This is a genomic window from Bacteroides fragilis (assembly GCF_019583405.1).
GTDB classification, from domain to species: Bacteria; Bacteroidota; Bacteroidia; order Bacteroidales; family Bacteroidaceae; genus Bacteroides; species Bacteroides fragilis_B.
In genome coordinates this window covers 610,467-626,128 of record NZ_SZUU01000003.1, presented here as the reverse complement: position 1 = coordinate 626,128, position 15,662 = coordinate 610,467, and the positions used below count along the sequence as shown (strand labels likewise).

At 40.7% G+C, this 15,662-nt stretch carries 9 protein-coding genes; all 9 read right to left on the bottom strand.

The window, feature by feature from the left end; all coding sequences use genetic code 11:
• Nucleotides 1–114: 114 nt before the first annotated feature.
• The 9 genes from FDF36_RS09910 to FDF36_RS09870 all read right to left on the bottom strand — a co-directional run bounded on the left by FDF36_RS09910 (nt 115) and on the right by FDF36_RS09870 (nt 15,623).
• A complete protein-coding gene (locus FDF36_RS09910; RefSeq protein ID WP_220391219.1) occupies nt 115–1,986 on the bottom strand; it encodes a family 20 glycosylhydrolase in 1,872 nt (623 codons plus the stop codon).
• A 46-nt stretch (nt 1,987–2,032) separates the two neighbouring features.
• Nucleotides 2,033–3,856, bottom strand: a complete 1,824-nt coding sequence (locus tag FDF36_RS09905; protein WP_220391218.1) for a right-handed parallel beta-helix repeat-containing protein — start codon at nt 3,854–3,856, stop codon at nt 2,033–2,035.
• A 201-nt stretch (nt 3,857–4,057) separates the two neighbouring features.
• Complete coding sequence (locus tag FDF36_RS09900) at nt 4,058–4,516, bottom strand: DUF5018-related domain-containing protein (RefSeq protein ID WP_220391217.1); 459 nt, start codon at nt 4,514–4,516, stop codon at nt 4,058–4,060.
• Nucleotides 4,517–4,553: 37 nt separating this feature from the next.
• Nucleotides 4,554–6,251, bottom strand: coding sequence for a RagB/SusD family nutrient uptake outer membrane protein (locus tag FDF36_RS09895; protein WP_220391216.1), 1,698 nt, complete (start codon nt 6,249–6,251; stop codon nt 4,554–4,556).
• 15 nt (nt 6,252–6,266) lie between these two features.
• Complete coding sequence (locus tag FDF36_RS09890) at nt 6,267–9,659, bottom strand: TonB-dependent receptor (protein WP_220391215.1); 3,393 nt, start codon at nt 9,657–9,659, stop codon at nt 6,267–6,269.
• A gap of 148 nt (nt 9,660–9,807) precedes the next feature.
• Nucleotides 9,808–10,743, bottom strand: coding sequence for a FecR family protein (locus FDF36_RS09885; protein ID WP_005776247.1), 936 nt, complete (start codon nt 10,741–10,743; stop codon nt 9,808–9,810).
• Between the two features lie 52 nt (nt 10,744–10,795).
• A complete protein-coding gene (locus FDF36_RS09880) occupies nt 10,796–11,374 on the bottom strand; it encodes an RNA polymerase sigma-70 factor (RefSeq protein WP_005776245.1) in 579 nt (192 codons plus the stop codon).
• 759 nt (nt 11,375–12,133) lie between these two features.
• Nucleotides 12,134–13,879 (bottom strand): phospho-sugar mutase, encoded by a 1,746-nt coding sequence (locus tag FDF36_RS09875; protein ID WP_220391214.1) that lies wholly within the window; start codon nt 13,877–13,879, stop codon nt 12,134–12,136.
• A gap of 106 nt (nt 13,880–13,985) precedes the next feature.
• The gene (locus tag FDF36_RS09870; RefSeq protein ID WP_220391213.1) at nt 13,986–15,623 is read right to left on the bottom strand and encodes a C69 family dipeptidase; all 1,638 of its coding nucleotides are present in this window, start codon (nt 15,621–15,623) and stop codon (nt 13,986–13,988) included.
• Between the last annotated feature and the right edge of the window lie 39 nt (nt 15,624–15,662).

Below are 15,662 nucleotides of genomic sequence, written 5' to 3'. Positions count from 1 at the left end.
TCTAAAAGAAACAAGAGAACCTCATGGGGGAGACTGTCTGAGAACTCCATTAGCACTATCCCCCCAGCTTGTCAACCAACTAAAATACGGGTGTTCAGCCTAAAGCACACAACTTCATCTGAATTTGATTCCCTTGCTCTCCGATATATGTCCCTTGCCATCCACTGTAACCGGAATAAAAGTAATCATCCAGTTGTTTTTATTTGGGAAAACCCTCGGACAGTATACTTTTATCTGGTTCCAACCATTTTTTAGCGGAATACGAGCCGGCTCCCTTATCCAGCAAAGTTGTTCGTCTGTATATGGGGTTTCCTCAGGTCCGCGGTTATGCCATGTATGATCATGATAGCGATGTTTTCCTGGCTCGTTCCAAGATTTGGCCGGAAAAATCTCTTGATTTCCTGCAAACACCCGTCCTTGGGCTTCCCAATACCCTTGGTAGCCTATACCGTCTGACATACGGTCAGCCCTATCTGGAGCATCGAATCCTACCCATGCAGTAATTACAGTATCCCTCTCGGCATATATCTCGGTAGTCATCCATGCATCCATTGTCGGAAGCAACTCAACTCCGTTTTTTTTGCATATAGCCTGCATATCTATGACTCCGCCCCATGCTTTTGTCCATTTCATATCATCCGAAGCTGTACCTCTTGCTTGAGGAAGAGTAACCTGCCATGGAATTGAAGCATTGGCCACCCAGCGCATATCCCAATCATATAGAAAATTATCCCTATGAAAAGTAAGTCTCCGCTCAAAGTCTGATAATTTTTCATACCATTCTGTACCAGGAGCAGGTACAAGATTCTCTTCGGCAAGAGGAAGCCTTTTGCCTCCACACCAGAACGACTCGGAATATGCAGCAAGTCCATTTGCAAGGCCGTTATACGTAGAAATTAGATTTTTATCTCCAATTCTTACATCAGGGAACAAAGCTAAATTTCCTCCGAGCGCATACCCGTTTGTTTTCTCAAGACTACAAGGTTGATGAAAATAAAATTTCATCGTGTTGAGTACCGGATGTATGTGGTTCATATATCCCATATAGGAATCAAGATACGGAAACTTGTATCCGTTTGTGGCAATTTCTTCTCCCACGGAAGTGAACCATATCTGGCGTATTGTTTCAGGTGCCGTAGGAAGTCCCGGACTCCAAGCCATAGGAATACGTCCGTGTTCTCTTGCCATATTTTCGCAGAAAGCCATAAATTCCTTAGGATTGTCCACTGACACTTCGTCTGAGCCTATATGAATATAAGGGCAGTCATCGGCATTGATTTCCGTAAAAAGCTCTATCAGGCATTTTTCTAAAACCTTCATTCCTTCTACAGAAGCCATTCCAAAACCAAATGTATCTATGAAATACTGGCTATGTCCGGGCATATCGATTTCAGGTATTATCATAATTCCTCGTTCTTTCGCATAGGAAATGACATCCCGAATTTCATCGTAGGTATAAAATTTGCCTTCGTCACGTCCTTTCCTCTGATAATGCGGATCGTTAAGCTGTGGATATACCTTACATTCTATTCGCCATGCAGGATAGTCAGTCAAATGCCAATGAAAAGCATTGATTTTGTAGAATGACATAAGATTCAGCCAATTCTTAATCATTTCCACAGGAATAAAATTTCTTCCGGTATCATACATAAATGCCCTCATAGGGAAAGACGGATAATCAGTAATAGAGACTATAGGAATCATTCCATCCTTGTCCTTGAGTTGAGAAAGCGTTGATTTGGCCCATACAAGACCTCGTTCATCTTTTGCTCTTATGATGGCTTTTTCCCCTTTAATCTTAAGTGTATATCCTTCGGAAGGAAGATTCATACCAGAAGAGACTCTCGCATCGATAGCCTCTATTTTCACTCTATTTTCTTTTAATGTACGAATCTCTTTCGGAGCAGGGATAATCATTTGGGCTCCAGCATCCAAAGCAATAATCGCAAAAACGGATAGAGCGATAGTATTTAGTTTTATTTTCATCTCATTTTATGATAATTTATTTATTATAATCAAGGCAGATTTCGCCTTATTCTTCACTCAGCACATCCTTTTCCCTATCGTAACCGCCTTCGATGTCATTTTTTTCTATCAATGCTTTCTTTACCCTTTGAAAATAAAACAAATGGGTATTCCAGTGGAACGGAGGATAATCGGAATTGCGACGCACAACATTGTTCCTGAAAACGAGATTGTCAACCGATTTGGCATATACTACAGGCGAATCGTAAATATCAAACTCATTATTCTCTATCACAATACCACTATGAAAATATTTCTTCTGATGGGTGAGATCGGGAATTTCAGGGTAAATAGAAATGACTGCATTCGTGAACTGATACATACTGGTCAAGGAGTTGATAAATTTGTTTTTGCGTATCAGCACATCTTTACAAGCTCCGGTTTCAAACCATCCGTTACAGTCTCCACACAAAAGAATAGCTGTGCCAGAAGTGTGATCGAAAACATTATGCTCTACTATCACTTTCTTAGGAGTGCTGAACAAAGCGCCACGCGCACGGTTGTTCCGGATAGTGTTGTTCGCAAAACAAACTTCCGGAGTCCATTCCAGATTTTCTATTCCGTAAGTACCAGAGCCATTTCCTACAACAGAATCAACAGGGTAGCGGAACGTAATGACAAACTGTTTGACTCCATGTTCGTTGAGCTTGCCTGATGCACAGATAGAATCAATAACGTTCACACCGTCCAGCATTTCCATCGTTTTGGAATGAATGAACTGCACGGTATCGCCCGAATGTCCCCATTCAAAGCCATAACTCTGCGGATGCATATATTCCCCCATAAGAGTGTAGTCATCCATCCGTTTCTGCACTTTCAGATAAGTGCCGTGAACATTGATAGCATCATCCATCATACCTTCATAGAGACCACCGACAGAACGTATCATTCCTTTACAGCCGGAGAAGTGCGTGGCATCAGCTTGGGTCGTAAAATACCTTGGATCATCATCACCGCGCAGGCAAACAGAGAAACGATCCAATGTAATGTTTTCACTTAACTGGGCGAGTAGTCCCATGCCTTCAGCGTAGTGAACTTGTACATTTTCAACCGTTGTATTCTTTGCATGATAAATGAAAACACCTGGTGCCGGGCGTGTCCATGGACGCAAAGCAATGACAGTTCCGGGAATCAGACGGTTATCCTTCCAAGGCGCAAGAATCTTCCGCGGAGCAATCTCCTTAATTTTTTTAGTACCTACCTGAAGATCCCCTGTATTATAGACAAGACGTCTTGTCTTCTCCTCGAAAGCAATTCCAGTTTCGGGAACCAACTGCCATCCTTCTCCTTTTACCACAAGACATTCGTCTTTAATCTCATATTCCACCCAAGGTGCCACTTCATAAGTAATTAATCCCTTCTCAGCATCATTCTCAAGTATTTTTATTTGGGTAATATGAGGATTCTCAAAATCAATACTAAAATTCTTGAGGGTGCAGTTCTCAGAATCAATAAGCGATACCGGAAGCATTCTCCCGTGAAAAATCAGTTCAGCGCCCTGCCCATCAAACACCCAGTTTTTCATTCCCTCAAACGGAAGGCCCACATACTTGGGATTGGTTTGGTCATGATTGGAAATATAATACTCACGTACAGAGGACATTTCCGGATAGAAATCGTATCTACCTTTGGGGAGAGTAACAACGACCGTATCGGCATCAGCCTCCGAAGCAATCTTCTGTAGTGCTTCTGCTATCCGAGCAGATGAATTCTCACCTGTATTGGGAACTATACCATAGGCAGACAAATCATAAATCGCATTGCTTTTACAAGCAGTACATAGTATCGCCAAAAATATTCCGGCAATGAGAGTGAAATTATTTTTTTTCATAATTAAATGAGTGAGTCCACTTGAAAAAGTCTTTTTTATCAGAAATTAACGCCATACAGATACTTCTGAGAGGGGGTAAAAGTGCTAAAGTGTACTTTTTCAAGGGGACTCAATGAGTTGATATAAAAATTTAAACTTATTGCATTAATAAAAGCCTCATTCTAAGTTTTGTTGTAACAGAATAAAAAACGAGGCTTTTAATTAATACCTAAAATCCGTAATCTTTATTGTCCATTCTTTTTTCGTACCATCGGCAGCAGTCACCTGATATTTAAACTCCTTAGCTGAGAAATCGCCAGGAGTACCCAATTCAGGGGCTCCGTTCAAGGGCGCAATCCTGGCAGCAGTAGAAAGATCCATATAGGCAATAAGATTACTTAATGATACATTTTGCCTGACAGCATCTGTAAAGCTGCCACTGGCCGTTGGAACCGTTAGCTTGCAGGTAATCAGATTATCGTCTTTCGAAATTTGTTTTTCAATGTTGAGTGTTTTAACAGCCATCTGATTCTTAGCCTCATCCCACCAACGATATTCAAAGTTCAAATTAGTAATTTCAGCTTCATTATAGGCCTCCAAATCATCCAATCCTGATTTCAGGCACGATGAAACCGTACCTATTAGAAATATTAACAAAATAGTATTCATAAGTTTCTTCATATTCGTAATACTTTAATAATTAGACGTCAGCATTTTTCTACCATCCCTCGTTCTGGTCCAGATTTGGATTCAGATCACGTTCTCCTTGCGGTACAGGGAATAAATAATGTTTCTTGGTGAAAGTACGCTCATTATCACTTTGGTAAATGGGTAGTGGAATTATCTCAAAAGATCTTCCATCAGGAGCTATTTTCATGAACCTTTGTTCAACGGTCAGTTCCGGAACAACCTCCAGACCGTCAGCCTTACCCCAACGAAGTACACTCCAATATCGGTCGCCTTCACTGACCAGTTCTACACGGCGTTCACGTTTATACTCTTTCCACGTTTCTTGCAGCGATAAGGATTTTTGCAATTCCGGCAAACCGCCATGGGCCACCCTCGTCTTATTGATATAGTCAATAGCCGTTTCCTTATCACCTTGGCGCAACTTGATTTCCGCATAATTCAGATAAGAACGTCCCAAACGCAACAAAGTATAATGATAATTCGTTTTTTCCGAGTTCAGCAAACGCTTGGCTTCATAAACACATTTCCGATAAACATATCCTGATACCGGCATCCCCCAGAATTCAGTCGTTTTGGAAGTATAATAAAGATTACCTCCCTCACGAAGCCACACCCTATTAGCGAAATAAGAACATCCGTCGTAAACGATAGAAGCCTTGAATCGTTTATCGCGATTCCTGTAAATAGCATCTTCAACCGTTCCTCCGTCAGCCAAGAATTTCTGATAGTAAGAAGTCTGGTCCCATTCTTTGGCTTTTCCATCCTCATCAACTACAAGATAATCATTCACTAAATCAACAGAAGGAAATCTTTGCGGCCAACCAGCCATCTCCTCTACCAAAGGATATTTTGCCTGCACATCGGCAATCAATTTAGAGGGATCAATATTAGGAACCAGTCTCTGCATCCAAGTATCTGAAAAATTCGTATTTTCAGCACTTCTCCATTGTGCCAGAATTATCTCGCTTGAAACCAATGAATGATCGTAATCATTGAAAATACCAGCGTAGTCACCATCCAGTGAGTATTTGTCCAGTGCAAACAGATCTTCACAGGCCTTTGCTGCTATCCTGTAATACTCTTCCTGTCCATTTTCAATGTATGCAGCTCCATGCAAAGCTGCTTCTCCCAACAATGCGTAGGCAACACCGCGTGATAGTGCACCGGATGGAGCATCTACAGGCAGATCAGGAGCAGCCTCCTTGAGGTCATTCAGTATGAAATCATAAGTTTCTTTCACTGTAGCCGTACGAGGGAACTTCATATCCGCTTCCGGATCAATAAGTTCTTTCACTAACATCAGTTTACCGAACAAGCGAGCACGTGTAAAATAGATCATAGCACGTATCGTCTTAGCCTGTGCTATAAAATTAGCTTTTTCTGCATTCGTAAAGGGAGCTTCCGGAACACGTGCCAACACCATGTTGCAACGACGGATATCTTCATACTTATTCCATCCCGCATCATAATAACGGTCTATCAATTCCGCATTCACATCCCGCCCATCTTCCAAAATAGCTTCATTATCCGTCCAATTGTCTTTCCAAACCATCATATTTGTAGCATTGGCCAACGCAGTATAAATGAATGCTTGTGTCAGGTCTGTACTTTTCCACACGTCATTCTCCGAATATTTGTCAAGTGGTCCCTTGTCCAATATATCACTGCAGGAAAAGGCGACCAAGGCAAATAGCATAATTACAAATAAATTCTTTATCTTATTCATATTTATTCCTCCCTATTAAAAACCTATTGTTACACCAATTGAATAAACTCGCTGTACAGGATATCCGTCGCCACTGGTACTCGATGTTTCCGGATCGAAGAATTTGCCGACGCCCGAAATGGTAAATAGATTGCTACCACTCAGATTTACACGACACGTCTGCAACCAGTCGCATCTCTTCAGGTATTTATATTTGAAGTCATAGCCCAACCGCAAATCCTTCAAACGAAGATACGATGCATTTCGCATCCAGAAAGTTGATCCTGCCTGATTGTTATTTCCGTTCACACCGGAACTGATCGAAAGTCTTGGAAAATCCGCACCTGTATTGTCCGGTCTCCAATAGTTCAGTTGGTTTTCATAATACAGGTATTTCCCTTCACCTTTCTGATAACGATCACCAAGGGTCATGTAGCGTTCGCCTGTTCCATAAAATAAACCAGACAAAGTAAATCCTTCATAGCCCAAAGAAAAATCAAAGGCATAAGTAAAGTGAGGCATTGTCGGCTTTCCGATACGCACTTGGTCTTCGCCGTCTATTTTACCATCACCGTTCACATCCGTATAGCCAATATCTCCGAGCTTAGTTTGGGTAGATCCCAATCTTCGAGGGGAATTCAGAATATCCTCTTTGTTTTGGTAGAGCCCTGTATCTATATATCCCAATCCATAGTAATCGGTCTGATGTGTCTGGCGTTTGTAAGGATTCATCAGGTCAGATAATGCTTCATCCGCTTTGACTTTCCACAGGCTATTAAAGTAAGTCATGTTGAATCCTACCTCATAAGCGAATTTACGTGGAGTCGTATCTGACCAACGCATTGCCAATTCCACACCTTCACGACGTTGTTCGCTATTTGATTTTATTTGTGGCAGAGGTTTACCCAAAGGAGTTGTATAACGGTCTCCCGGACTCATCAAACCACCTTTGGTTACGTAATAAAAATAATCAAAAGTACCTTTCAGGCGACTGTTGAAGAAAGCCATATCCAATCCCAGGTTAAAAGAATTCACCTGATACCAACTCAACAGTTCCGGAGACACCAAAGCCCCTTCACTAAATCCTGATTGTAATTTTCCCCCGATCACTATTTTCTTCTCTTCCAGACTATAGGTAGAAAGATAACCGAAACGGTTTACTCCATTTTCCGCACCAGTCTGTCCATAAGAAGCGCGTAGCTTGAGCAAGTCGAATACATGTTGATCCCACTCTTTGAAGAAAGGTTCTTCACTGATGGCCCACGCCACCGCTCCAGAAGGAAAGAATCCCCAACGGTGTCCTGGTGCGAAGTTATCCGAACCATCGTAACGGAAACTACCTTCCACTATATACCGATTCATAAAGTCATATTTCAAACGGCCTACCAATCCCATACGTCCTCCTTCATTTGAATTACCGCCATTCTGTTGCGTATCTGCCGCACCGGCAAATAGCTGATCCACAACCGTAGATAAGTATTCCCCACGATATGCATTAAAATTCCATCCAGTATTTTCAGCAATATTATAAACGAATTTGGCATCAATCGTATGCTTTTCGGCAAAGGTTTTCACATAGGCGGCACTTACTTCAAAATTATAGGATTCTCCCCAATAGCCTTCTTCATTCAATGTCGGTTTACCTATTGGATATACAGATCCATCTGCGTAATACTGAGGGGCCTTAGTACTGAATTTCTTCACATGTGAGTCGTTCAGACGATAGTTGAACATAGCACCCAAGGTTAACTCCTTTAACCAAGGCAATGTCCAGTCTGCCGCCAGTTGCGTATTAATGAATTTACCGTAATTCCTGTCATATCCCGAACGCTTGTCCATTTCCGCCAACGGATGGTTGGTAACCGCCGCATAAGTACCATCCTTATTATAAGCCGGATTCAACGGAGACTGGTTATAAAGATCTCCCCATATATTTGCCGCTGAGAAAGAAGGATATTCCTTTTTTTCATAAGCCCCGTTCAGATTCAGGCTGACTTTCAGACCAATCTTGTCAAAAGTTGTGTTAACATTACTGCGAACTGTATAGCGGTCATAGTTCAATGCATCCGAAGTATAGATGCTACCTTGATTGAGCATGCCCAGAGAAATATAATAATTCACCTTATTGCCACTCCCACTTAATGATACTGTATGCTTGTATTGAGGAGCAAAAGTTTTCAATCCTTCTCCCAACCAGTCTGTATCAGCATGTCCAGACGTATAAGGATCTGACTGATTTTTAATGATATCCAACACTTCTTGATTAAAAGGCAAGTCCGCCTCGTCCAAACCATCATTGATACCGGCAAGCATTTGATTGTAAGCATAGTCATAGCCACGGGTCTTCTTCAGTAATTTAGTAGGTTGACTAAATTCAGCGTTAAACGTATAAGTTACCGCTGTCTTTCCTTTACCTCCCTGCTTGGTTTTCACCATTACGATACCATTGGCAGCCCGTGAACCGTAAACAGCCAGAGATGCCGCATCCTTAAGAATTGAAAGGCTTTCAATATCATTCGGATTCAGCGTATTGAAATCCCATGCATCGGAAATAACACCATCTATGACATAGACAGGTGCACCACCACCGCGGATCGAGATAGAAGGGGTAGATCCCGGTTCACCACCTGATGATTGTACAATAACACCTGTTGCGCGTCCGGCCAGTGAAGCTGTTACGCTACTAAATGGCAGGTCCTGCAATTTCTCACCTTTCACGGCTGTAACCGCAGATGCCATCTTGCGTGTAGAAGTAGTTCCATAACCAATTACAACAACCTCGTCCAACATTTTATTATCCTCAGACAACGCCACATGGATATGTTTTTGTCCGGCTATGGGAACTTTTGCATCCAAATAACCTATATAACTGATAATAAGCACATCCTTTGGAGCAACCTCCAAGGTGAAATTACCATCGAGGTCAGTAATAGTTCCTTTATCTGTACCTTGTATTTTGACATTCGCTCCAATAATGGCCTCTCCTGTCTTATCTACCACTGTTCCGGCTATCTTTTTAGTTTGTTGTTGAACAACAGATGAATTATTGTGCACTTCTTCTGTTTTCTTCTCTAATATAATATGCGAGCCTTCCAACTTATATTCAATGCCAGTATTCTGTAATATTTGATCTAATACCTTTGAAACGGCCTGCTTATTTGCCTTAATAGTAACTATCTTATTGACATTTATCTGACTATTATAAATAAAAAGATAATCAGTCTGACTCTCTATCGCCTCTAAGACCTTATTTAGTCCTACATTATCCATGGCAAGACTAACTTTTGCATTTTGAGAATAGGAATTTCCGGCATACAAAGAAAAAACACATGCCATCAATAGGAATAATGTAATTCTCATAATTCTAAAAAAATGTTTTATTTGGGGATTTTTAGGGTAATATGACCCCGACAAAGTGTTATTTTTCATACCTTTGTATAGATTTTAAATTGATACATTTTTAATAAAAAATTGTGTTGATTTCTTATGCCGGTAGGTGCGGGAACACTTATCGGCATTTTCAATAGGTTAACTTAGATCATTTTTCATAGGCATTTCGCTTTTAAGAATTAATACTTTATTTTATATAGATAATTTGTTTTTCATTATCTTTCTCATATTGGAAATCTATATTTTTCTGTAAGATACGAAGTGCATAATCTATTCCGTCGGTTTGTCTGAATTTCCCCGTAAAATTAATCTGCAATACATTTTTATTCTCTATCACTATTTTCACTCCGTAATACTTTTCAAAGTCTTTCATAATAGTAGGAAAGGATTCGTCAGAGAAACAGATAAGCCCTTCTTTCCAGCGATAAGGATTATAATCTTCCACTTTAGTCATTACGAACCGTCCTTTTTCTAATGACAATTTATGATCAGGTTTTAATATTACTGTTTGCGACGAATCTGCTTTCAAAGTAACCTTAACACTACCATGCATCAATGTAGTTTCAAATTTTTCTGTTCCCGGATATGCATCTACATTAAACTTTGTACCTAATACTTCAATGCTATAGGCATCTGTGTGCACTATAAACGGTTTGCTTTTATTCTTTTTCACATCAAAATAAGCTTCTCCTTTTAGTATAACGAAACGCTCCCGGCTGTTAAAAGAAGTCGGATATTGTATCGTTGTACATGCATTTAACCAAACATTACTACCATCGGGTAATATGACATTGGTCCTTTGTCCTTCAGGAACAGAAATCGTGTTCATTGCCATTGAATCCAGATCGGCTTTATGCTCCTGATAGAAATAACTAAGCAGAAGTGTCAATATTACAGCAATGGCAATTTTCAGCCACTCTATTCTTTTATTATGTGTAAAATTGAAAAAAGAGATTTTCTTTACCGGAAGCGGATTATTAAGCATCAAGGCATCAAAAATTTTGCGCTCCCTATAAAAGGTACGTTCGTTTTCGTCTGATGCTTCTACCCAAGCCTTGACCCTTTGTCCTTCCTCTATGGAAACCTTTCCTTTATAAAAATTATATAGTAAATCTTTGTCCATGACAATGTATTAATGTCCCTTTATGTATAAGGCACTTCATGGAAAAGGTATCCTAGTGAAATTTCATCAAAAAATAAAGAAATAATGGAAAGTAATCTTTTAGGTTAATCTGTAATGCCTTTAAAGCCTTACAAATATGAAAGTCTACACCTTTGGTGGTCATATTCATTAAAGCAGCAATCTCCTTATAAGATTTGTTTTCATAACGGCTTAAAATAAATATTTTGCGTGTACGTTCCGGCAATTTATCCAAAGTTTGCTGAATCAACTCTTGCATCTCTTTGACTAAAAGTTCATAGGGTTCACAAGCATCTAAAGAAACGATACGTGCATTGAGTTCCCACTCAATATATTTTCTAATATTTTCAGAATGTTCTTCCCGTATCTGCAAATGACGAAGATAATTAAGACTTTTATTTTTTATGATGGTAAGTATATATGCAGGAATATTGGATACTTCAGATAAAGTATTTCTGTTTTCCCAATAGTAAATTAACGCTTCTGTCGTTATATCTTCCGCTACATCCCAATCTCTGACATAGGTATTAGCAAAATTCACAAACCGTGTCTGATAATCATTATATAGCTGATTAAAAGACATTTTATCATTCGGATTGGTCTTAATATGCATTACATAGAATTAAAAGGTTCTAAAATATTTTCATTAACATCGCACAAGACTTCTTCATTTCGTTGTGTATCTTTGATGTGCGAAGGTCACAAATTAATTATAAAACAAAGAACATTTAAAAACATTTTAATATATAATATCATATATTATAATAATAAATTTACTAATTATTATTTATAATTTACAAAAAACTTTGCTTATATATTATTAACACATCAATCACTTTTTACGATAAAGAGTGCATACTCCTGAAAAAATAGATTTACACACCACTTCCCTCTAAAGTAAACTCACTGACAGAAAAAACTATATTTCTATTAGCCATATCTCAATAGCCCTTTTAAATCTCGATTAGGTTGGTAGTAAGATGAAGGACAAACGCAAGAGTTTGTATTCTAAGTAATACCATGGATATATCATCATTTATAGTCGCAAGGTTGACATACACAGCAGTTCTATAAGTGTCTCAGGCAGCACCTCCAAGCTAAAAATTTTTGGACTACTACCAAAAGTACCGTAAAAATATAATAACTACACTTCAGCCGAATAAACAAAGCACAATGAAAAAAGCGTGATTAAAAAACAATTCACAACACAGCCCGATACGCCAGAACACAAGTGCTTAACTGTCGGCTTGCATTCGATAGAAAATCAAATGCCCCATCCAATTCAGAACAGGGCATTTCGATAATACTATAATACTATGGACACATTTATATTACCCAAAGTATCTGTTAAAAGAGTGCTTAAAGAAGTTCCTTAAATACCCAACGATTTCTTCACAGCTTCCACTTTTTCAGTAGCTTCTGCATCGGCAGTGGCAAAGCAGTTGCGGCATCCCATCTGGCCTTTCACTTCGATGTAGAATTTGATCTTCGGTTCCGTTCCTGACGGACGAACAGACACTTTACCACCATCTGCGGTGAAATATTGCAGCACATTCGATGGTTCCGGCATATCGATGTCACTTACATGACCTTCTGCATCTGTCTGCTTCAGAGTTTTATAGTCTTTTGACAGAATCACTTTCGAGCCACCCAACTCTTTCGGAGGATTAGCACGGAAGTTTTCCATCATGGCTTTAATCTCTTCGGCACCGCTCTTACCCGGTTTCACTACGTTTACAGTAAATTCTTTAGAGAATCCATATTCAACGTAAATGTCCATCAGCAACTGATACAGAGTCTTTCCATTGTCTTTAGCCCAAGCAGCCACTTCGGCAATCAGGCAGCAAGCAGAAACAGCATCTTTGTCACGAACAAAGTCTTCAGCCAGAAAACCGTAGCTCTCTTCACCACCACCGATGTATTTCTTCTTACCCTCACGTAAACGAATTTCACGGGCGATCCATTTAAAGCCGGTATAACAGTCGAGCATCTCAATTTGATTTTTGTCGGCAATCTTCTTGATCAGTTCGGTAGTAACAATGGTCTTCACACAGAATTCATTACCGGTCATCTTACCCAGTTTATTGTATTGAGTGATGATATAATACAGATACATCAGGCAAGTCTGGTTACCGTTGATCAATACCCACTCACCCTTATCGTCCTTGCAAGCGATACCTACACGGTCAGCATCCGGATCGGAAGCCATTACAAGGTCGGCATCGATTTCTTTAGCCAGATTGAGAGCCATTGTCAGGGCTTCCGCATTCTCCGGATTCGGCGAAACAACCGTCGGAAAGTTACCATCCTTAATCATCTGCTCGGGAACAGTGTATACATTTTCAAATCCCCACATCTTCAGTGCACGGGGAATCAGCATCATACCCGTACCATGAATCGGAGTGTAGACAATCTTCATATCTTTATGACGAGCAATAGCTTCAGGATCGATAGAAACGGTTTTCACCATATCCAGGTATATTTTATCGACATCTTCCCCGATAATCTGAATCAGATCCGGATTACCCTGGAACTTAATGTCGGCAGCAGAGGCAATCTTGTTCACTTCGTCAATAATACCTTTATCGTGCGGAGCCAATACCTGTGCACCATCATCCCAGTAAGCTTTATAGCCGTTATATTCTTTCGGGTTGTGTGAAGCAGTCAGAATGATACCGCTCTGACAACCAAGGTGACGGATGGCAAAAGACATCTCCGGAGTAGGACGCATCTCCTCGAACAGATATACTTTAATGCCATTGGCAGAGAAAATATCCGCAGAAATCTTAGCGAACAGAGAACTATTGTTACGGCAATCGTATCCTACCACAACAGAAATCTGTTTCAGATTCTTAAAGTTTGCGTTCAGATAGTTAGAAAGTCCCTGAGTTGCGGCTCCAACAGTATAAATATTCATACGGTTGGTACCTACTCCCATGATACCACGGAGTCCGCCCGTACCAAATTCAAGGTCTTTGTAAAAGGCTTCAATCAATTCTGTCTTATCTTCGTTCTCCAACATGCGTTTCACTTCAGCCTGAGTTTCGGCATCATACGCCGGGGTCAGCCACTTCTCGGCTTTCTCAGTCACCTGTTTGATTAGTTCTTCATTCCCCATGGTTATATCTATTTTTAGAGATTAATAATTATTCTATTCAAAATACAAATGTAAAAGAATAAGTTTGAAATTCCTATCTTTTAGCGAGAAAACTCTCCGGAAGCGTTTATTCAGTCACTTTATAACGTTCGCCGGTTTGCTTCACATATTCCTCAAGGAATTCTTTTGAATAGCCCGGACGTACCACACCGGCGGGTTGGCCGATAGCGTTGCGCTCGAACTTACCGTCCTTCATCTTGCGGATGACACCGTCATTATACTTCACAATGATAAATTCTCCCAGACGTTTCCAGGTGTCGAAAGTGCTTTGCGCCGTCATGTTGGTATAATTGGTCAGAAGCGCCACAGCTGCTTCCGGATTTTTCTCGTACAGTTTAACGGCAGCAGACTCAATCCCCTCCTGCGCCTCGTTGAAGGTGGTTTCAAGTTCATTCTGTGTGGAACGTACATCACCGATCATCAAATCGTAACGGGGATATACCATATTAGCCACCCAGTTGAAAATCCAGAAAGCAGAATTCCATGAGAAAGTGATATAATCGGCACCATCCACACGGGTATAGCATACCGGAACTTTGGTAGTACAGCAATATACGGGAGTGAAAACGGTCATGTTGGCATCATCCGTACCGAACCAGAGTACACCGCCTACTGCATCAGGCAGATTGGCACGCATCTGGGCCACAAAAACGAACCCACTCTGCTGTGTAGAAATAGGACGTTCGTTGAAGTATTCCTGATCGCCCACTTTAAAAGTCAGCGGAGAGAGGCGGTAAGGTGTTTTATAAGGTCCGGCACCAAAGTCATTGCTGATATCAAGAGCAGTTCCTTCATAATGGTCACGCATGGCATTCTTTACGTCCTGAACTGAAAGTTTGCGTTTCGGTTTCACGAACAAAGGCATCGGTTCGTTGGTATTTCCCTGGATATAAGGCAGATAAGCCTCACCCTGATCGGTAAACATATTGAAATAGCTCCATACACGGGCCTCGCAAAAACGGCGGGCACCGAAATCAAGCGGCGCATAAGCATCGGCAAAACTGAAATCTTTATTCACTCCGTTGAAATATCCTTTTTCACGGGCAAAGGAAATGACATCGTTGGAGTACATACAGTTTGCCTTGTCATTCATATCAAACTGATGGATACGAGACTGGTTGGCATGTGCCGAGATGCAGTCATCGGGCACACGAACAGCTACCCAGACGGCTCCCCGTATGCCGGGCCCTTTCCCTATCATTTCCATAATCCATATTTCATTAGGATCGGCAATGGTAAATGACTCACCACTGCTATAATATCCATATTCCTGAACCAGCTCAGTCATCACCTTAATGGCTTCACGGGCAGTGCGCGAACGTTGCAGTCCTACGTAAATCAAACTTCCGTAATCGATAATGCCCAGTGTATCTACCAATTCAGGACGGCCGCCAAAGGTAGTTTCACCAATGGTTACCTGAAACTCGTTCATATTGCCGATCACATTATAAGTCTGACGCGCCTGCTCAATCTGTCCCAGATATTTTCCGGTATCCCATTCATGGATATCCATCATCGTACCCTTGGGATAGGTAGCTGCGGGATAATGATATAACTCGCCAAAGAGTCCGTACGAGTCAGCCGAATAGGAAACAATGGTCGAACCGTCGGTAGAAGCATTCTTACCGACAATTAAGTTAGTACAGGCGAAGGTTTCCGCCACTGCCGCAGTCAAGAGAGCGGCAAAGAGAAAGATTCTTTTCATATAACAAATTATTAATACAATATCTTATTCTGTTTTACC

What these genes read in the sequence shown, in the direction of transcription:
- FDF36_RS09880 (WP_005776245.1), bottom strand. Translation starts at nt 11,374, where the DNA reads ATGCATATTAAGACCAATCCGAATGATAAAATGTCTTTTAATCAGCTA.
- FDF36_RS09900 (WP_220391217.1), bottom strand. Translation starts at nt 4,516, where the DNA reads ATGAAGAAACTTATGAATACTATTTTGTTAATATTTCTAATAGGTACG.
- FDF36_RS09885 (WP_005776247.1), bottom strand. Translation starts at nt 10,743, where the DNA reads ATGGACAAAGATTTACTATATAATTTTTATAAAGGAAAGGTTTCCATA.
- FDF36_RS09890 (WP_220391215.1), bottom strand. Translation starts at nt 9,659, where the DNA reads ATGAAAAATAACACTTTGTCGGGGTCATATTACCCTAAAAATCCCCAA.
- FDF36_RS09875 (WP_220391214.1), bottom strand. Translation starts at nt 13,879, where the DNA reads ATGGGGAATGAAGAACTAATCAAACAGGTGACTGAGAAAGCCGAGAAG.
- FDF36_RS09895 (WP_220391216.1), bottom strand. Translation starts at nt 6,251, where the DNA reads ATGAATAAGATAAAGAATTTATTTGTAATTATGCTATTTGCCTTGGTC.
- FDF36_RS09870 (WP_220391213.1), bottom strand. Translation starts at nt 15,623, where the DNA reads ATGAAAAGAATCTTTCTCTTTGCCGCTCTCTTGACTGCGGCAGTGGCG.
- FDF36_RS09910 (WP_220391219.1), bottom strand. Translation starts at nt 1,986, where the DNA reads ATGAAAATAAAACTAAATACTATCGCTCTATCCGTTTTTGCGATTATT.
- FDF36_RS09905 (WP_220391218.1), bottom strand. Translation starts at nt 3,856, where the DNA reads ATGAAAAAAAATAATTTCACTCTCATTGCCGGAATATTTTTGGCGATA.